General features: G+C 43.2%; 16 protein-coding genes. 3 read left to right on the top strand and 13 right to left on the bottom strand.

What is annotated here, in order from left to right:
• Positions 1-110 precede the first annotated feature (110 nt).
• The 9 genes from nqrM to I3252_RS12795 form a co-directional block, all read right to left on the bottom strand.
• The gene (nqrM, locus tag I3252_RS12835; RefSeq protein ID WP_045447638.1) at positions 111-356 is read right to left on the bottom strand and encodes a (Na+)-NQR maturation NqrM; all 246 of its coding nucleotides are present in this window, start codon (positions 354-356) and stop codon (positions 111-113) included.
• A 153-nt stretch (positions 357-509) separates the two neighbouring features.
• Entirely contained in the window at positions 510-1,640 is a 1,131-nt protein-coding gene (locus tag I3252_RS12830; protein ID WP_238035482.1) for an FAD:protein FMN transferase, read from the bottom strand.
• Between the two features lie 142 nt (positions 1,641-1,782).
• Positions 1,783-2,583, bottom strand: coding sequence for an SDR family NAD(P)-dependent oxidoreductase (locus I3252_RS12825; RefSeq protein WP_238035480.1), 801 nt, complete (start codon positions 2,581-2,583; stop codon positions 1,783-1,785).
• 190 nt (positions 2,584-2,773) lie between these two features.
• The gene (nqrF, locus tag I3252_RS12820; RefSeq protein WP_045447641.1) at positions 2,774-4,009 is read right to left on the bottom strand and encodes an NADH:ubiquinone reductase (Na(+)-transporting) subunit F; all 1,236 of its coding nucleotides are present in this window, start codon (positions 4,007-4,009) and stop codon (positions 2,774-2,776) included.
• A gap of 123 nt (positions 4,010-4,132) precedes the next feature.
• Positions 4,133-4,741, bottom strand: coding sequence for an NADH:ubiquinone reductase (Na(+)-transporting) subunit E (nqrE, locus tag I3252_RS12815; protein ID WP_011281361.1), 609 nt, complete (start codon positions 4,739-4,741; stop codon positions 4,133-4,135).
• The gene (locus I3252_RS12810) at positions 4,741-5,412 is read right to left on the bottom strand and encodes an NADH:ubiquinone reductase (Na(+)-transporting) subunit D (RefSeq protein ID WP_055125671.1); all 672 of its coding nucleotides are present in this window, start codon (positions 5,410-5,412) and stop codon (positions 4,741-4,743) included. Before I3252_RS12810 ends, nqrE begins: the two co-directional genes overlap by 1 nt.
• A gap of 1 nt (position 5,413) precedes the next feature.
• Complete coding sequence (locus I3252_RS12805; RefSeq protein WP_045453837.1) at positions 5,414-6,319, bottom strand: Na(+)-translocating NADH-quinone reductase subunit C; 906 nt, start codon at positions 6,317-6,319, stop codon at positions 5,414-5,416.
• The gene (locus I3252_RS12800; RefSeq protein ID WP_238035479.1) at positions 6,300-7,535 is read right to left on the bottom strand and encodes an NADH:ubiquinone reductase (Na(+)-transporting) subunit B; all 1,236 of its coding nucleotides are present in this window, start codon (positions 7,533-7,535) and stop codon (positions 6,300-6,302) included. The genes I3252_RS12805 and I3252_RS12800 overlap by 20 nt, the downstream gene beginning before the upstream one ends.
• 5 nt (positions 7,536-7,540) lie before the next feature.
• On the bottom strand, positions 7,541-8,893 hold the full coding sequence (locus I3252_RS12795) for a Na(+)-translocating NADH-quinone reductase subunit A (protein WP_201552138.1): 1,353 nt from the start codon (positions 8,891-8,893) through the stop codon (positions 7,541-7,543).
• A 1,113-nt stretch (positions 8,894-10,006) separates the two neighbouring features.
• Between I3252_RS12795 and hisA the strand changes: the two genes are divergently transcribed.
• The 3 genes from hisA to I3252_RS12780 all read left to right on the top strand — a co-directional run bounded on the left by hisA (position 10,007) and on the right by I3252_RS12780 (position 12,834).
• Complete coding sequence (hisA, locus tag I3252_RS12790) at positions 10,007-10,744, top strand: 1-(5-phosphoribosyl)-5-[(5-phosphoribosylamino)methylideneamino]imidazole-4-carboxamide isomerase (protein WP_045447648.1); 738 nt, start codon at positions 10,007-10,009, stop codon at positions 10,742-10,744.
• A gap of 63 nt (positions 10,745-10,807) precedes the next feature.
• On the top strand, positions 10,808-12,448 hold the full coding sequence (locus tag I3252_RS12785; RefSeq protein ID WP_238035478.1) for a mechanosensitive ion channel family protein: 1,641 nt from the start codon (positions 10,808-10,810) through the stop codon (positions 12,446-12,448).
• A gap of 83 nt (positions 12,449-12,531) precedes the next feature.
• Complete coding sequence (locus I3252_RS12780) at positions 12,532-12,834, top strand: hypothetical protein (RefSeq protein WP_238035477.1); 303 nt, start codon at positions 12,532-12,534, stop codon at positions 12,832-12,834.
• 87 nt (positions 12,835-12,921) lie between these two features.
• Here the strand turns inward: I3252_RS12780 and rnr are convergent, their stop codons facing one another.
• The 4 genes from rnr to thrS all read right to left on the bottom strand — a co-directional run bounded on the left by rnr (position 12,922) and on the right by thrS (position 19,385).
• Positions 12,922-15,216 (bottom strand): ribonuclease R, encoded by a 2,295-nt coding sequence (gene rnr, locus I3252_RS12775; protein ID WP_193007284.1) that lies wholly within the window; start codon positions 15,214-15,216, stop codon positions 12,922-12,924.
• 141 nt (positions 15,217-15,357) lie between these two features.
• Positions 15,358-16,602 (bottom strand): toxic anion resistance protein, encoded by a 1,245-nt coding sequence (locus tag I3252_RS12770; protein ID WP_045453830.1) that lies wholly within the window; start codon positions 16,600-16,602, stop codon positions 15,358-15,360.
• A gap of 321 nt (positions 16,603-16,923) precedes the next feature.
• Positions 16,924-17,427: a translation initiation factor IF-3 gene (gene infC, locus I3252_RS12765; protein WP_045447656.1), complete on the bottom strand. Its 504-nt coding sequence runs from the start codon at positions 17,425-17,427 to the stop codon at positions 16,924-16,926.
• 23 nt (positions 17,428-17,450) lie between these two features.
• Positions 17,451-19,385 carry a threonine--tRNA ligase gene (gene thrS, locus I3252_RS12760; RefSeq protein ID WP_193007077.1) on the bottom strand — a complete coding sequence of 645 codons (1,935 nt, stop codon included), beginning with the start codon at positions 19,383-19,385 and terminating at the stop codon, positions 17,451-17,453.
• Between the last annotated feature and the right edge of the window lie 708 nt (positions 19,386-20,093).

Below are 20,093 nucleotides of genomic sequence, written 5' to 3'. Positions count from 1 at the left end.
ACTAAAAATAGCGCCAGTCCCTTGCAAAGGACTAGACGCTATTATAAGAACAGATGTTAGGTAAATACTACCAGCGTATGGTAACAAACGCGGTATTTATAAGAATTTAGCTATACAGGTTTGCCTAACTGAGCGGCTTTAAGGGCATTTTCTTGCTGTTCTGCCACGATTGAATCACACTTATTGGGATCATTTCCACAAAACGAGCAATTTTCATCACCCATTAGTTTAGCAACGCCGCCACAAGATCCTCTAAGCGGCTTCTTTTTAACCATATAACCGATACCCATAAAGATAAAGAACAGGACGAATACGGTAAAGGTAATGGCAAGCATGGGAAGCAATTGACTAAGCATAGAGGAAACCTCGATTTTTAAAAATATTGTGGCTATCTACTAGGGTAGTACCTTAATAGTATAGCAAAACCAGTATAGCAAATTTTTGTATGGCTCGTTGATGGTTATCGAGCCGTTTACAGTATTGTGACTAAGTTCTATTGCCACCAAGCTCTAAGGCTGTTTGTCAGCGCGTAATGCTTGCATTGCTGGTGTTTGTACCACTTGCCACTGGTCAGTATTCTTATCAGAATCTGTCGCCTTTGCCTCATCAGCTAAAACAACAAACAAGGCAGCTATATCTTGTGCTTTGGCTGTTGCAAGGGCTTTTTCATAAGGCATCGCAGTGAGGGCGGTTGCCCACGCATCTGCCAAGGCAACTGAGTCTGCTGCAACGGTTAGCGATGGTGCGCCGCCCGCGATAGGCTTGCCAGTGGTTGGGTCAATCGTATGACTGTAGCGCTGACCGTCGAATATGACGGAATTACGATAGTTGCCAGAAGTTGCCAAATACATCTGATTATCGGTATTGATTGGTTGACGAATCGCTGATATTGTCTGACGCTCGCTGACCGTACTGTCCTCAATAGGCGCATCAATCGCAATTTGCCACGGCTGCTGTTGGTTATTGACCCCAGAGGTTGCAATTTCACCCCCTATCTCTACCATGTAGTTGCGAATTTGATAGTCATCTCTGAGCACATCGGCGATTACATCGACGCCATAACCTTTAGCAACTGCTGAGAAATCAAGCCCGACGCCATCTTTGGTTTTATAAATGCTCTGCTCTTTTTGTATGATGCTCTCAAAATCTACCAAGGCTTTTGCTTGAGCAATCTCAAGTGCTGTTGGCGGACTTTGCAAGCGCTCAACGGTCATGGTGCTACCAAAGCCCCAAGTCTCTACCAATGGCATTACGGTAGGATCAAAGGCGCCACCAGATTGCTGATAGACGATTCGTGACACATCAAGCACGTGAGCAAAATCTGCATCGATAGTGAGGGGGATGTCTTTACCTAACTGGTTGAACTTAGAGATAGTAGAGTCTGCTTGATAGGTAGACATACTGTCATTGATTTGCTGCAAGCGCTTATCAATCGACGCTTGGATGGCCGCTTCATCTGCATCCGCAGGTAGCTGATAACTGATATGGTAGCTCGTTCCCATGGTCTCACCGCTGAGATAATCATAATCTGGCGTTTGCTGGCAAGCACTAAGACTGAATACAGCACTGATAGCCATAACGGGTAATAAGGTGGTTTTCATCGATTTGTTAGACAATGAGAGTGGGGCTAATTTTTGCATTATTGGTTTTCTCATATTAATCACAATAGCTTTTATGGCAAAAGGGTGAGTGGCACGTTCTATTAGCGTCGCCCATTTTACACCCCTTGTTACCCATAACGCCAATCATAGACTTAAGACCTAGTGGCTTAAACGACTAGATTTATTTTACTTTTGATTCACGGATGAGCTTATATAGTTTTGGTGGCGATAGGCGGTTGACCGTGGTCGCCAGCTTTTCTTTAGTGTCTGCCACGATGATATATTCTTCACCCTTAATCAGGGCTTTTATGACCTGTTTAGCAAAGGTAGCTGCGGTTAATCCTTTATTGGTCGCCTCGTCCATCGTTCCTTGCGCGCTACCATCACCAGTCAAGGCATTAATAGAAATACTGGTTTGAATAAATCCAGGGAATACCGTTGCCACCTCTATGCCTTGCTCGTACAGTTCTGCACGCAGACTGTTTGCCCACATATGAAGTGCGGCTTTGGCTGCTCCATAAGCGCCGCGATATTGTGTGCCTAATAAACCTGCAACACTGGATACCATGACAATTTTGCCGCCACCTTGTGTGACCATATCTGGCAATACCAGTCTGGTAAGACGTGTCTGCGCAAAATAATCTATCTCCATAATTTGGCGCTCAACTTCTTCAGTGGTTTCCATAATAAGCGAGCGTTGACTGATACCAGCATTATTAATAAGCCAATCAATTTGTCCAGCTTGAGCTTTAGCTGTCTCATACGCGTCTTTTGCTTGTTTGGCATCGGTGATATCAAAAGGGATGATGAAATGATTTTTGCTGTTTTTACAGCGGTTTTTGACTGCTAGTAATTTTGCCTCATCACGCCCACTTAAAATAATGGTGGCACCACGTTTGGCAAAGGCGATAGATAATGCTGCGCCGATACCACTAGAAGCACCAGTAATCCAAATGGTCAAATCTTTAATGTTGGTTTTCATAAGAATCCTTTCTTAAGGCAATAAACAATTAATCATATAGTAGAGGGCAGATGGTCTGCTATTTAGATTTGTAGGCTTATTATGCAAGAGTTGCATTTAGTCAAAACCAAAAAAAGAGCCTCAATTGAGACTCTCTTTTATTTATTACTTTAGAATACTTTTTTACGTAGCCACTTGCTTAGTTACTCACTTAACCACCGAAGTCATCAAGCATGATGTTTTCATCTTCCACGCCCAAGCTGTGCAGCATGTCGATGACCGCCGCATTCATCATCGGTGGCCCGCACATGTAGTATTCACAGTCTTCTGGGTTTGGATGGTTCTTCAGATAATTTTCAAGTAGCACGTTATGGATAAAGCCGGTTGGACCTTCCCAATTGTCTTCTGGTAATGGATCAGACAAAGCCACATGCCACTCAAAGTTATCAAACTCTTCTGCTAGTTGATCATAATCTTCAACATAGAACATCTCACGAATAGAGCGTGCACCATACCAAAAGCTGATTTTACGCTTAGTATGTAAGCGTTTAAGCTGATCGAAGATGTGCGAGCGCATCGGTGCCATACCAGCACCACCACCAACGAAAATCATTTCAGCGTCAGTCTCTTTGGCAAAGAATTCACCATAAGGACCTGAAACTGTTACTTTATCACCAGGTACTAGGCTAAATACCCATGAGGACATTTTGCCTGGTGGAATACCATCAGGACCGCGTGGCGGTGGACTGGCGATACGAATATTAAACTTAATAAGGCCTTTTTCTTCAGGGTAGTTGGCCATCGAGTAAGCACGAATAACTGGCTCATCAACTTTTGAGACATAGTTGAAAATACCAAATTTTTCCCAATCTTCACGGTATTCTTCGTCAATGATAAAGTCTTTATAATGCACTTCATGCGGCGGCGCCTCTAACTGCACATAACCACCAGCACGGAAGTTTACTTCTTCGCCATCTGGAATTTTAAGGACCAGCTCTTTAATAAAGGTAGCAACGTTGTCATTAGAGAGAACTTCACATTCCCACTTTTGTACATCGAAAAACTCAGGGTCAATCTCGATTTTCATGTCTTGCTTAACGGCTACCTGACAAGCCAAACGCATGTGATTGCGAATTTCGCCTTGAGTAAAATAGCCTTCTTCGGTGGGCAAGATAGAGCCGCCCCCTTCAATAACGCGGCAACGACACTGCGCACAAGTACCACCGCCACCACAGGCTGAAGATAAGAAAATACCTTCGCTTGCAAGGGTTTGTAGTAATTTACCGCCTGCTGGGGTCACGACGTCATTATCGGGATTATCATTGATATGGATGGTAACATCGCCTGAACTGACCAGTCTTGAGCGCGCCGCCAAAATAATGGCAACGAGGCCCATGATGATCAAGGTAAACATAGCAACGCCACCAATCGCCGTAGCGTAATCCATGGTAGGTATCCTTAATCTATGGAGTAGGGGTGCGAAAAGACGTCATTGCGTGTTTCCTGAACCCCTACCGAATAAATGAATTAAATAGGTCAAATCGCTAAATAGGCTGTTAAGCTTAGCGGTCTAAATTGACATACCGCCGAAAGACATAAAGCCAAGTGACATTAGACCAACTGTGATAAAGGTAATACCAAGACCACGCAGCGGTGCTGGAATGTCTGAGTATTTTAACTTTTCACGGATACCGGCCAATGCGGTAATCGCCAATGCCCAACCGAAGCCTGCGCCCACACCATATACGACAGATTCGCCGAAATTATAGTCACGCTCAACCATAAACAGTACACCACCTAAGATGGCACAGTTTACAGTGATGAGTGGCAAGAACACCCCAAGGGCGTTATACAGACTCGGGACGAACTTATCGAGGAACATCTCTAGAATCTGTACGGTCGCAGCAATCAAGCCGATATAACTGAGCAAGCCCAAAAAGCTTAAGTCGATATCAGGGAAACCTGCCCATGCCAGCGCACCATCTTTTAGAATGAACTGAAAGAGTAAGTTGTTTAGCGGTACGGTAATCGCCATCACGACGACCACGGCAACACCCAGACCAATAGCGGTTGAAACCTTCTTTGATACGGCCAAGAAAGTACACATACCTAAGAAATAGGCCAGCGCCATATTCTCAATAAAGACTGAGGTTATAAATAAACTAACATAATGTCCCATTAGTGACCGCCTCCATGTGCCATGCCTTTAGACTGCGGCTTCATTACAAATTCAGCGTCTTCAACCTGCTCAGGTTTCCAGATACGGATAATGGCAATGAACAAACCAATAATAAAGAATGCTGACGGTGGCAACAGTAATAGACCGTTCGGAATATACCAACCGCCATCAGTGACAGGCTGTAGGATGGTGATACCAAACCACGTACCTGAGCCAAGTAGCTCACGGATAGTCGCGACAAACAGCAAAACCGCAGAATAGCCAAGACCATTACCAATACCATCTAAAAAGCTTGGCACTGGTGGATTGCTCATGGCAAATGCTTCGGCACGACCCATCACGATACAGTTGGTGATAATCAAACCAACGAAGACCGACAAGCCTTTACTCACATCATAAGCAACGGCTTTTAGCACCTGATCGACCAAGATAACCAAGGAAGCAATAATAGTCATCTGTACGATAATACGAATGCTTGAAGGGATTTGCTTACGAATGATCGAGATAAAGAAGCTTGAAAACGCCGTGACTAAAGTCAACGCCACACACATTACCATGGCATTGGCCATGCTTGTGGTGACCGCCAGTGCCGAACAGATACCAAGGATCTGTAGGGCAATAGGGTTATTATCAAAAATAGGCGAGGTTAAAATACTTTTAGTGTCAGCCATGTTATGCCTCCTTGCCGTTTGCTACTGGTCGTTTGGCTGCCAGTTCGGTTTCAGGTTGAGCGCTCAGCGTTGATTGCGTAGCTTGTGTATCTGCCGCATTATCAATTGCTTGACCACTCTCTTTACGTAGCGTATCTAAATAGGGCTTATAACCTTGCTCACCCAACCAAAACTGAATCATGTTACTGACACCGCGACCGGTCAAGGTTGCACCACTGATACCATCGACCCAGTTTTCTTTTGGTGTACCCGCTTTGGTCACACCAGTGGCAACATTACCATTTTCGTCATATGAGTGGATACCGCTCCACTTCGCACGCCACTCTGGCTCTTCGATACGAGCACCCAGACCTGGGGTTTCTTTATGCTCATAAAAGCTGATACCTTTGATGGTATTCATATCGCTTTCAAGGGTTAAGAAACCATAGATAGTGCCCCATAGTCCATAGCCTTGAATCGGCAAAACAACCATTTCAGGTTTGCCTGCGTCATCTTTTTTAACATAGACTTTGGCATATTTGGGTTTACGACCAATACCAGCAGGGTCATTATTGCCTAAATCTTCACTCAGTGCTTTATTCTTAGTCGCTTGGCTTGCGTCATAAGCATTACGATCAGGGATGCCAGCGGCTTTTAGCGCTTCATCATCAACGTAGCTGCCTTTACTTAAGTCAATAATTTCGACATCGAAATCTTTAAAACGTTCAGCAACATCATCTGCTGTATCAGACTCGGCATCGTACATGCCAGCGGCGACCAAGATGTTTTTGTTACGGTCTAAGCGTGCGTTTTCAATTTGAGCAGGTTTTAGACCAACCGCTACTGCTGAAACTAAGACGGAACACACCAAGCATAGCGTCAATGCCACACTGATGGTTTTCGCATTATTACTTTTGGGCTTGGACATAACGAACCCTCCGAGCTGTTTGGCGTTTGATGTTTGCTTGGGTCACAAAGTAATCAAACAATGGAGCAAATAAGTTGGCGAATAAAATGGCCAGCATGATGCCTTCTGGGAAAGCTGGGTTCACGACGCGAATCAATACCGTCATAAAACCAATCAAGATACCATAAGCCCAGCGACCTTTATTGGTATGCGCAGCTGATACAGGATCGGTTGCCATAAACACGGCACCAAAGGCGAAGCCGCCGATAACTAAGTGCCAATAAAACGGCAGGTTCATCATCATATTGTCTTCAGAACCAATCATATTAAAGACAAGAGAAGTAGCAATCAGACCTACTACACAACCTGCCATAATACGCCATGAAGCAATACGCGTCCAAAGTAGAACAACGGCACCCATTAGGATAGCCAGTGTTGATACTTCACCGATACTGCCTTGCATATTACCTAAGAACGCATCACCCCAAGTGATTGCATTACCATAGACGTCGACGAAGTCTTGAGGAACGACGCCTAACGCGGCAAGACCAAGTGGCGTCGCACCAGAAAAACCATCAACAGCTGTCCATACTGAGTCACCAGACATATAAGCAGGGTAAGCAAAGTATAAGAATGCGCGACCCGATAGGGCAGGGTTCAGGAAGTTTTTACCCGTACCACCGAACACTTCTTTTGCGACTACGACACCAAAGGTGATACCTAAAGCAACTTGCCATAAAGGAATATCTGGTGGTAAACAAAGCGCAAACAGCACTGAGGTCACAAAGAAACCTTCGTTGACTTCATGGCCACGTACCAGGGCAAAGATAATCTCACAGAGAATACCGACCGCAAAGGTGACGATATAAATCGGTAAAAATTGCATGGCGCCGTATACGAAGCTTGCCCAGATACTGTCTGGGTTATAGCCTGCCATACTGGTGATAACGGTACGCCAGCCTTCAGGCTGCAAACCAAGGGTTGCAATCGCCGTTAGTGCTTGATGACCGATGTTGTACATACCCCAAAACATGGCTGGGAAAGTACATAACCATACGGTAATCATAATACGCTTTAGATCGATACCGTCGCGTACGTGTGATGCTGAGTATGTGGTTGAGCTTGGTTGACGCAAAAACGTATCAAACATCTCAAAGATAGCATAGTATTTTTCGTGTTTGCCACCCTTGGTGAAAGACGGCTCCATACGATCGAACATATTGTGTAAAGATTTCATCGTGGTTAGCCCTCCAGCTCAATGCGCGTCAAGTTATCACGCAAAATATCACCGAATTCATATTTGCCAGGAGATACGAAGGTGCATAATGCTAAATCTTCTTCGTCCAATTCGAGCACGCCCAAATCTACGGCGCTAATCATGTCTTCGACAATTAATGCACGTAGTAACTGTGTCGGCAGATAATCTTGCGGCATGACCTCTTCATAAACCCCGATAGGTACCATCGCTCGCGGTGAACCATTACTCGTGGTCGTAAAGTTATATTTCTTATTACCAAAAAACTTAGAAATATAAATAGGCAGCTTAGAGAAACGGTTGGTGCCGACACTTAGGAAATGGAACGCTGGACGTTCACGCCCTTCAGGCAGCACACTGATTTGGTTATGAAAGCGACCAAGATAAGCCGTATTGCCAAACACTTTGCGACCTGACAATACCGAACCAGAAATAATACGGTTTTCGCCAGCCGCCAGCTGTCCTTTGGTCAGAGCAGCGATATCAGCACCGCGCTCAGTAGCCACCAAACGTGGCTTGGTGACCGCAGGACCTGCCAAACTAATGATACGGCGCGTATATAAGCGACCGCTGGTGAATAGCTTGCCAATCGCAATCACGTCTTGATAGCCAATCGTCCATACGGTCACGCCGCGCATGATTGGGTGCAAAAAGTGAATGTGCGTGCCAGCCAGACCAGCAGGATGCTTACCAGCAAAGCTATGATACTCAGTGACATTATTAGCCGCCGTTTTGGCAACTGGCGTCAACTGGGCATCACCGTGATGGCAAACAAAGGTCTTGGGGCTGAGTGTCGATAAGACAGCAAGTCCGTCATTGAACGCTTGCAACTGATCGTTAATCAGCAGCATTGGGTCAAATGCTAATGGATTGGTATCCATAGCGGTGACAAAAATAGCATGAGGACGGGCACCGATTTCTGGCGCACGGCTATAAGGGCGCGTGCGAAACGCGGTCCATTCGCCAGAGGCAAGCAGTTGGGTTTCAACAACTTCAGCGTCTAGGTCAGCAAGTTGCTGGGAGTCATAGCGCTCGAAGTCTACTTCTTCACCGTTTGGGTCGACCGCAATCACAAGGCTCTCAAACACACGACGTTCACCGCGTTTAATCGCGACGACTTTACCAGCAGCAGGGGCAGTATAGATAACGCCAACTCGTTTTTTGTCTTCAAAAACTGGCTGACCCTTTGCTACGATATCGCCTTCTTTGACATTCATCGTGGGCTTCATGCCCACATAATCATAGCCAATAACGGCGACATGTGTCGGTTGGTGCTCAGATATCTCGCGGGATGATTCACCGGTGATGGGCAAATCCAAACCTTTTTTGATGGTAATCATAAGCGAAAACTTAGTCCATAGTCTAAAACGATACCAGACGTCCTGTTTGGTATATCGGTAGCATGAACATCTGCGTCATTCAATAAAGCCCCCACGTCTTTCTTCCTATAGTAGGATAGTGACAAAGGATCTCTGAAAATAACGCATGATCATAACTACTAGTAAGAGTATTAACGCTGACCTTAGACTCCTTAACAACACGTTAATGTCTTATTCGAATGACCAAAGTGGCGACTGGCTACCAAGGTGTATGTTAAAACCATCAAATCAAACGCAATCGTTCAAGCCTTTAGCGAAAATGATTGTGTAGACAATAGCTCTATCATACGTTTCATTGAAAATTAAAGCTTGTAACACCAGCGCAATTGACTACCCTTATTGGTTTGGTATCTTGTTAATAGATACGCAATTAGATAAGAATATAGCCAAAAGATGATCTATCGAAATAGATGATAAACTGGTTGATAGACAAACTAGCGAAGCCATTATTAAGTAGATTTCACTCACATCAATAAGCGGCTATACAGCTAGTAATGACTGTTCTAAAATAGTTAGCTAGTGATAGAGAGACGATAGAGACTATAAAAAAGAAAGAGGCGTCATTAGAGTTTAGTGCTGTAGAGTAGACTGTTTAGAGGCCACCAGTTGGAATTTCTAATATAACCCTTCTTAGCAATATGTCAGCCAACATCAAAAAGATGCACTTAGCTGCTGCTCGACTCATCCTGACCGCTATGCAACACTAAGCCATAAATGACTCAATAAAAAGCGCAGCGCATGGTTACTATCACATAGAAACAAATAAAAATTTACCTAGGATTATACGCTAAATTGACCTAAAATTGCCAGTCAGTAATTGAATTTATCTAATGTTGCCAGTGATTCACTGTATTAAAACTTATAGTTATGATTGACTATTTTTTTATGGTCATTTCTATCTATCGAAGTGGATTTTGGGTCTATCATGGATAGCTTTTGATTCGTCTATATATTAAATCACTTTTGACTGATTTTTTTATGCGTGTTTAGAGGGTGTTGAACGTTCAATACACCCTGATTTTTGAATTTACTTTTCTAAATATATTTATTGTTGTGCTTTATAAGGAATGCTATATGTGTGCTGTGCCTGTCATTATCCCGGCTATTGATTTAAAAGATGGTAAATGTGTCCGCTTAAAACAAGGCCGTATGGAGGATGATACGGTTTTTTCTAATGATCCAGTGGCCATGGCAGCACGCTGGGTAGAGGAAGGTGCACGTCGACTGCATTTGGTTGATTTGAATGGGGCATTTGATGGCGTACCCGTTCATAGACAAGTGGTGAATGACATTACCAAAGCGTATCCGAATCTGCCTATTCAGTTGGGCGGCGGTGTGCGCAATATGAACACCATTGAGCAATATATTACGGCTGGTTTGACTTATATCATCATTGGTACAAAAGCGGTCGAAGATCCGGAGTTTGTCGCAGAAGCTTGCCGCGAATTTCCGGGTCATATCATTGTAGGTATCGATGCTAAAGACGGTATGGTTGCCACTCATGGTTGGGCAAATGTGACCGATACTAAGGCGACTGAGCTTGCGAAGCGCTTTGCTGATGTCGGCGTATCGTCGATTGTCTACACCGATATCAACCGTGATGGCATGATGCAAGGCGTCAACGTTGAACAAACTGTCAATTTGGCACGTGAAGGCGGCTTGCCTGTGATTGCTTCAGGCGGCGTGACCAATATGAAAGATATCGAACTGCTGAAACCTTATGGCGATTGTATTGAAGGCATCATTACTGGTCGCGCGATCTATGAAGGCACGTTAAACTTGGGCGAGGCACAAGTTTATTTAGACAGTTAATGATTATTGAACATTTAATAAAGAAAGATGAGTACGAAAATCTATAAAAAGCAAAGGATGCTTATGAACACCGACTTTGACCGTTCAACGATGTGCGATTTTATAAAAGCGTGCGGTCAAATGCTGTTGTTACTAAGCATCCTTTTTGCCTTTCCAGTGTATGCGGCTGGTGAAGAGGTGACTGGTGTAACTACTGCATTGGGGATAGATACAGCAGAAAACCCAGCAGCTGATAAACCTTTACTGGATGCGACATCAGAAGAGGAAGCTTCAGCATCTCCAGTGGTCATACCTGAGCCAGCACCACCGCCCATAATCAGTGGTGAGAGCACCAATAATGCGCAAATCGAAACCACTCCTACTCCGCAAAAAGACAATGACATTCGTCAACGTATTCAGGGTATTTTTTCTGAAATAGAAGGTCTACAGGCTGTCAATGTCAGCGTTACGCAAGGTGTTGTCACCTTAACCGGAGAGACGCCGAACGAGAAAAAAGCGCAACAAGCCATTAATTTGACCAACCGTCTGACAGATGTGGTCACTGTCGAAGATCGGATTGATCGCACGCTTGATGTTCAAGACAATGTCACTACCGTTTATCAAGGTCTTAAAGCACAAGCCAAAAATCTGGTCAAAGCCCTGCCACTCCTATTGGTCGGCATTGTCCTATTTGCATTGGTGACATGGTTTGGTAGTTGGCTGTCTAATCGCAAAAAAATGTGGCAACGGCTCACGCCCAATCCGTTTGTCGCCGAATTGTTGTCACAAACCGTTAAAGTCATTTTTATTATTTTCGGTTTGATTCTTGCGCTGAGTTTGATAGGCGCCGAAACCATTTTAGGCACTTTGCTTGGCGGTGCAGGCGTTATCGGTATTGCCGTTGGTTTTGCGGTCAAAGACACTATTGAGAATTACATTGCCTCGCTCATGCTCAGTATTCGCCAACCATTTCGCGCACGTGATCATATTTTGATTAATAATCAAGAGGGGATTGTAGTACGGCTAACCTCACGTGCGACTATTCTGATGACTTTAGATGGTAACCAGTTGCGCATTCCCAATGCTGAAGTATTTAAAGCAACGATTTTAAATTACACCAAAAATCCAGAACGTCGATTTACCTTTGAGTTAGGCGTTGATGCCAATGATGATCCATTAGCGGCTATCAAGGTCGGACTGGATGCGATACATACATTAGCATTCGTTTTAGATGAACCAAAAGCAGTGGCTGTCATTACCAATGTTGGCGACTCTAATATTATTTTAGAATTTCAAATTTGGGTGGATCAATCAGATACGGATTTCTCAAAAGCACGAAGTATTGCCATTCGTGAGACCAAGCATGCGTTAGAAAATGAAGGCTTCAGCTTGCCTGAACCGATTTATCGTTTGCGTTTTAATAGTAACTTAGAAAAAGCGTTTGAGCATATGCAGGACAGTAACGCCGGCAGTGCTAATACTAATATGACGATTACGACGAACACGCCCAAAGTGACCGATGAAAACCAGAATGAAGATAATAGCGTTGATGATAAGGACAAAAAACAAGCAAAGGCTCGTGCCAAATTGATTTTACAAGGTCGCAATGCTGATGAGGTGCTTAACGCTCGTCCCGACGACAAACTCATGGAAAAAGTTGAACAGGAAATTGCAGAAAGCTCTGACGAGACTGATCTACTGAATAATAATAGCCCACAAGAATAATTTGCAAAAACCTGCTAAAAACTAGGCATAAAAAATGCAACGAAACGTATATCTGATTATCATTCAAATACGAGACATTTTTTATGCAAATGAAACACTTGATTATATTCGCCCTAGTGGGCATGGTTGCGTTACTAGGTTTCAACCTCATTAATGGCAATCAACGTGAGAAAGATAGAGAAGCAGTCATAAGTGACGCAGGATCTGAGCAATCTCCCGATACAGCGTTACCAAATACGGATGATGTAGAAAGTGGCTCAGTAGATGTCGCGAGCCAGCCACTTGGCAAACAGCCTAAAGCCATTCTCGATAATGCTACCGCGAAAATAGATCAGGCGCAGGAAGCAGACAAGGAACGTCTAGACCAGATGAGTAATGCGCAATAATGATTTAAATAGTTGTTATAAAATACCACGCACAAAAAAGGCCAACGATGACGTTGGCCTTTTTATTATTTGAAGCGTTTGCTAACATTAGCTTTTCTTACTTGTACCTTTACTACGGCTACCAGTCTTTTTAGCGGGGCCTCTTCTATCAGTACTTTTCTTATCAGTGCCTTTCTTAGAAGGCGCGCTCTTCGTTTGATTCATTTCACTAGATTGTAATTTGGCTTTTAAATCAAAGTCAATTTGTAGCAGATCCATATTGACGCCAGCAACTTTCACTTTAACGCGATCGCCTAGTCCGAATAATGTCCCTTTGTCTTTACCAATCAGCTGTTGTTGCTGCTCATCGTAAACAAAGAAGTCATCACCGACATTAGAGATGTGAACCAAACCATCGATATATAGGTCAGTCAAGGTAACAAACAAACCGAAGCTTGTGACTGTAGTGACCACACCTTCGAACTCTTCACCAACATGATCTTTCATATAGTGACACTTGAGCCAAGACTCTACATAGCGTGAGGCTTTTTCGGCACGGCGCTCGGTATCAGAGGTTTGCGTGCCAGCCGCTTCAAGAGAAAAGTCCATTACTGGCTGCTGAGTATTGGTCACTTTTGCTTTGATGGCACGATGCAGCATCAAATCAGGGTAACGACGAATCGGCGAGGTGAAGTGGCTATATTCGTCATAAGCTAAGCCAAAGTGACCGATATTGTCAGGTGCATAGTTTGCTTGCATCATTGAGCGCAACAGCATGCTGTGGATACTAATTGCATCGGGTCTGTCTTTGGTGGCTTCAATAATGCGCTGATAATCGGCTTGCGTTGGATTTTCTTCTGGAAAGCTTAAACCAAAATTCTTTGCGTATTCGTGAATACGCATTGATTTTTCGCCATCAGGTTTGTCATGGTTACGATATAAGACAGGAAGCTCATGCTTGAGTGCAAAGTTTGCTGCACAAGTATTGGCCAGCAGCATACATTCTTCAATGAGTTTTTGAGCATCACCGCGAGTACGCGGTAGGATTGCCTCGATACCACCTTTCTCATTGAACTTAATGTAGGTCTCAACTGTTTCAAACTCCATTGCATGGCGCTCTTCACGCTTTTTAAGCAGTAGCTCATACAATTGATGTAAGGTATCGACAGATTTTTTGACGTCTTTATTACCCGTGAGTGAGGTAGGTACGCTCTTATCTTCTGGATTCTCAAGATAAGCATTCACTTGATTATACGTTAAGCGTGCTTGTGAGTGCATGACAGCAGGATAGAACTCATAACCAGTCACTTTGCCTGCCCGCGATATTTTGATATCGGCGACCATACAAAGACGGTCACGGTCAGGATTCAGTGAGCACAGACCATTGGAGAGCACTTCAGGCAACATTGGAATCACACGATGCGGGAAGTATACGGACGTACCGCGCTCGTAGGCATCTTTATCAAGTGGCGAGTTTGGTGTAACGTAATAACTGACATCCGCAATCGCAACTAAGACACGATAGTTGCCACCTGAGCGTTTTTCGGCGAATACGGCATCATCAAAATCACGTGCATCTTCACCATCGATAGTCACCAGTGGCAAATCACGCAAATCTTTACGACCTTTTAGATCCTTTTCAGTTGGTTCTTGATAATCGTTGGCTTGCTTCAGTGCTGCTTCGCTAAAATCTGATGGGATGTCATAATTGAGTAAGGTGGTTTCAATAATCAGTTCGCGATCATTGTCGTCAGACAGTACTTCAGTGATTTTACCCGTCGCAAATTCATGCTGATTTGGCCAATCAATAACATCAACCTTAACAGGAGATCCTTGCTTGGCATTCATCGCTTGTACATTTTCTTCAGTGACGGTAATCGGCTGGTGATTATTTGGACTACCAAGCTCGACACAGTAGCCATCTTCATCAAGCGCTAATGTACCAATGAAGTTATTTTGGCGACGTTCAACGACATCGACAATACGTCCTTCTGTGCGCCCGCGATTGTCTGTCGATGTACCAACTGCATCTACAGTGTCACCATTGAAAACCCAGCGCATTTGCTTTTCATGCAAAAACAAATCTGGCATATCGCTTAATAATACAAAGCCAAAGCCTTTCGGATGTGCAGACACTGTACCTCTGACGACATCTTGCTTGGTCACCGTGCGATAGCGATAAGGACGACCGTCGCGGTTTACTTGTCCATCACGTGCCATCGCTTTTAGGCGATTGCCTAAAGCGTCAAACTGGTCTGGGTCATCAATATTAAAGGCTTTTGCCAATTGTTGATGCGTGACTTCACCATGCTCATTAATCGTACTGAGTATCAGTTCGCGACTAGGGATAGGATTGTCATATCTTTTTGCCTCACTTGAGGCGTTTGGATCGTTCCAACTCATAAATTACCGTATCTATTTTTAAAATTATTAATAATGGCTATCTTAACACGAACGACGTTGCAATATCTTGCGTCAATTGTCTTAAGTGTATTTGGTAGCAGGAAGTAGTCACCTTTGATAGGCAACAACTATTAAAACAAATCAAATGTCGATATCGACTGTACTTGATCTATTGGTTATCTTTTTACTGTCTATCTCTTTCGACACTTCTAGTACTGTTGTTTGATTAGACTTATCCAAGTATTTCTGAGCCTTATCGACTTCAGTAGTCAAAGTATTGACCGTCTGTTTCATGTTCTCTAGCGCTTCAATTTTATAATTGCTAATCATATCCATCGTATCATAGACGTTATTGAAAGCGTTTTGCAATTTATCAAGCTCAATGCTGCTACTGGTCGCTTGTTCATGGATTTCACCTGACTGACGTTTTAGCATCGCTGAGGTCGATTCAATCAAGCTGCTGGTGGTTTTATTTAAAGCAGTAATTTGATCAAGTACCAGTTTTTGATTGGTCATTGCTTGTGCAACCACGACCGCTGTACGTAATGCAGATACAGTGGTTGTGGTGGCTCGATCAACACCTTTTATCAATTCTAAATTATTGCGGCGAATGGTATCGAGCGCTAGATAGCCTTGCACGTTCACGGCTAACTGAGTTAAGAAGTCGGTGTTTTTTTGACGCACATAAAACAACATCTCTTCTTTAATAATGCGTGCTTTTTCGGGATCGGTCGCTTCTATCGCATAAACCTTTTGTTCTAACTGCTCATCGATTTTTTTGCCGACATAAACGTATTGACGGATGGATTGCATCAGCTCCCACATGTTGACTTTTTCTTGCTCAATCATCGCATTGTCTTTGAGCAGCTCATCCTTACCATTATATAGACTGGTAACAACCGCATTAATATGCGACTGTGCAGATTCGTATTGACGGAAGTAATCCTGTACTTTATTGCCAAATGGGATGAGACCGAATAACTTACGTGAGCTGGTCAGCTCTTTTTTACTGGGATCTAAATCTTCGACGATGCCGCGCAACTCAGTCAATGACTTGGCGATAGGAGAATTATCAAACAAGCTGTCATTGAGGCTTTTGGCGGGTAAATCGAGCATACGATTAGACACTTGGGCTGATTCACGAATCTCTTTGGTACCGAGATTATGAATCGATTGCACATTTTGCTGAAATTCAGCACTGTGCACAGAATTGTTAATCACATGATCAACAAAGGCATCGACCTTTGCATCAAGTTCTGGGATTTGGCTGTCATCCAATTTGACCATCTGATCTGCTTCGCTTTTTTGTATTTCTCTCACAGGTTCAGGCGCGGTTAGAGAAATACTTGGCGTCGTTGCGTTTTCTGGTGGGGTCAATTCTTGCATGAAATTTCCTTCAATATTGGATAAAAGTAGTGTTTTTGTCAACGACTCTGATGGCCGTGATATACGTTATTTTTATACACTTACTAGAAATTTTTAATAAATGCTGATTAGCAAATATAAAACAGATCTTTAGATTACCGCGTAATCAAATGGTTGAGAAGGTAGGTTTTGTAAAATAGAGTCAGCCAATTATATCTGACTAAACATATTTAAAAGAGATATGTATCTATGCACACAATAAAAAACCATCAATATCCCGCAGTATATTGATGGTTAAGGTTATACATATCTATATTGACTAACAGCCATCTAATAAACAGATTACTTTTTCTTAGTTGGCCCAAGCAGCATACCCATCTGACGACCTTCCATCTTAGGATATTGCTCAACGTTAGCAATCTCAGCAGTATCTTCGATAATACGATCTAGCTGCTTGCGACCAATTTCTTGGTGCGCCATTTCACGGCCACGAAAGCGAATACTGATTTTAACTTTGTCTTGGTCTTCCAAAAAGCTGACGATTTTTTTCAGTTTAACCTGATAATCAGCTTCTTCAGTACTAGGACGCAGCTTCATCTCTTTTAGCTGAGTTTGCTTTTGGTTCTTTTTAGCTTCTTTCGCTTTTTGCTTTTGATCATAGAGGAAATGCTTATAATCCATGATTTTGCATACTGGCGGTTTGGCTTCAGGAACCAATTCGACCAAATCTAGACTGTCCTCACGTGCCGCTTTCATCGCGGTTTCGATATCGACCACGCCCATCTGTTCGCCGTCTTCTTTAACGAGACGGACTTCTTTGGCTGTGATATCTTCGTTGATGTTCAAACGGTTTGACTGTTTAATAGGTATTACTCCTCATCTGTTTTTGGGGTCTGTCGGCCTTTGTTGCTGACAGCGGTCTGTACTAATGTAATAAATTCTGGAACACTCATCACGCCAAGGTTTTCACCTTCACGAGTACGGACATTGACACTGCCCGATTCGACTTCTTTATCCCCTAATACTAGCATATAGGGAACGCGTTCTAATGTTTTCTCTCGTATCTTAAATCCAATCTTTTCGTTACGCAAGTCACTAATAGCTCGCAAACCTGAATTTTTGAGTTCGCTGACCACATTTTCACAAGCATCTGCCTGTTTATCAGTGATATTCATCACCACCACTTGTTGCGGCGCTAGCCAAACGGGCATCCAACCAGCATAGTTTTCAATCAAAATACCAATGAAGCGCTCGAATGAACCTAAGATGGCACGGTGCAACATAATAGGTACTTCGCGCTCGTTTTGCTCATTGACGAATTCGGCATCTAGGCGCTCAGGCATGTTTGGGTCAACCTGAATCGTACCGCACTGCCAGACGCGACCTAAAGAATCTTTCAAACTAAATTCAATCTTCGGACCATAAAATGCGCCTTCACCTGGCAGATAAGCCCAATCTAATCCTGAGCTATCTAATGCATCGGCCAAAGCTTTTTCGGCGAAGTCCCAAGACTCATCACTACCAACCCGTTTTTCAGGGCGAGTCGAGAGTTTCATAATGATATTGTCAAAACCAAAGTCTTCATAAACGGCAAGGGTTAGCTTAATAAAGTCAGCGACTTCTTGCTGGATTTGCGACTGTGTACAGAAGATATGTGCATCATCTTGGGTAAAACCGCGTACACGCATCAAACCATGTAGCGAACCTGATGGCTCATTACGATGGCATGAGCCAAACTCTGCCATACGTAATGGCAAATCACGGTAAGATTTTAGACCTTGGTTAAAAACTTGTACGTGACAAGGGCAGTTCATTGGCTTTACTGCATAATCACGATTTTCACTGGCAGTCGTGAACATGTTAGTCGCATAGTTACCCCAATGTCCCGAACGCTCCCACAGGCTACGATCGACGATTTGCGGCGTTTTAATTTCTTCATAGCCATTATCATGCTGTACTTTACGCATATACTGCTCAAGTACTTGATATATCGTCCAACCATTCGCATGCCAAAACACCATACCGGGTGCTTGCTCTTGCATATGGAACAGATTTAACGCTTTACCAATTTTACGATGGTCACGTTTTTCAGCTTCTTCGATACGCTGAATATAGGCTTTTAAATCTTTTTTATCCGCCCATGCTGTACCATAGATACGTTGCAGTTGCTCGTTCTTGGCATCACCGCGCCAATATGCACCAGACATTTTGGTCAGTTTGAATACTTTTAAAAATCTGGTGTTCGGCACGTGTGGACCACGGCACATATCGACATATTCTTGATGATGATATAAGCCAAACGCTTCTTCGCCTGGCATATCATTAATCAGCTTAAGCTTATAGTCTTCACCACGTTCTTCAAAGATTTTGATGACTTCATCGCGTGGCGTTATTTTTTTGATAACGTCATAATCTTGCTTGATGAGTTCCATCATGCGTTTTTCAATGGCTGCCATATGCTCTGGTGTAAACGGCGTTTCGCTATAAATGTCATAATAAAAACCATCATCGATAACGGGACCAATCACCATTTTTACATCAGGATATAACTGCTTAACCGCATGACCTAATAGGTGAGCACAAGAATGGCGAATGATATCGACACCGTCATCATCTTTTGGTGTCACGATTTCAACCTTAGCATCATGAGCGATAGGGTCGTGCGCATCAACCAGATGACCATCTACGCGTCCGGCGACCGTCGCTTTAGCCAATCCTGCACCAATGCTTTGTGCCACTTCCATGACGGTGGTGCTACCTTCGAAGTTTTTTACGCTACCATCGGGTAAAGTAATCGCTACCATAATCTATTCACCTTTTTGCGTCCGTTGGCAGTGATGATTGCAACCATCAATCATATAACCGCAAGACTGCGTCAATTATATCCAACTGCTATGATATGTTATAAGAGATAGATATCACTTAAAGGCAAAATTTCAAACAATCAACCGTTGAACAATCAAGGCTAATAAGAAATGCCATTAAGCAATATTATAAAGTCAGCTATTATAGCAAAAACTGTGTATCAACACTAGATAGTAAGGGATTGGGTCGGCTTCTATATATAGATGCTATCTGTAAGAATATCAAGAAGGGTAAATCATAGTTAGCTAGGGACATAGCGAAGACAATTATTAATAAGCAGATAAATATGCCAAAAAGTCATTATAGAGCCTCAAAACTTGAGCTTAAAGTAAGTTATTAATGGCAACGCTATAAATGATAATTAATGAATATCCATAGATACTGTTTAAAGCTGAGTCATTATTTAAGCGAATTAAACAACCACTACCTCTAACCCATTGAAAACCATACACAATTAAAAGTTTTATCAAATAAACCTAAAAACCTCTGATAAAGCAGTTGACACCCCTGTCAGAATCTATATAATACGCCCCACAGCAAAGGAAGCTAAGCAGTGAGTTAACCAACTTATTACTTAGATTACCAAGCTAAGACAAAACATAAAAAAGCTTGACAATCGAAATCATTATGATAAGATAGTCGGCTCG

Origin of the sequence: Psychrobacter sp. Ps4 (assembly GCF_022129285.1) — a bacterium.
In the GTDB taxonomy this organism is placed as follows: domain Bacteria; phylum Pseudomonadota; class Gammaproteobacteria; order Pseudomonadales; family Moraxellaceae; genus Psychrobacter; species Psychrobacter immobilis_A.
This window is presented reverse-complemented; position numbering and strand designations above follow the sequence as displayed.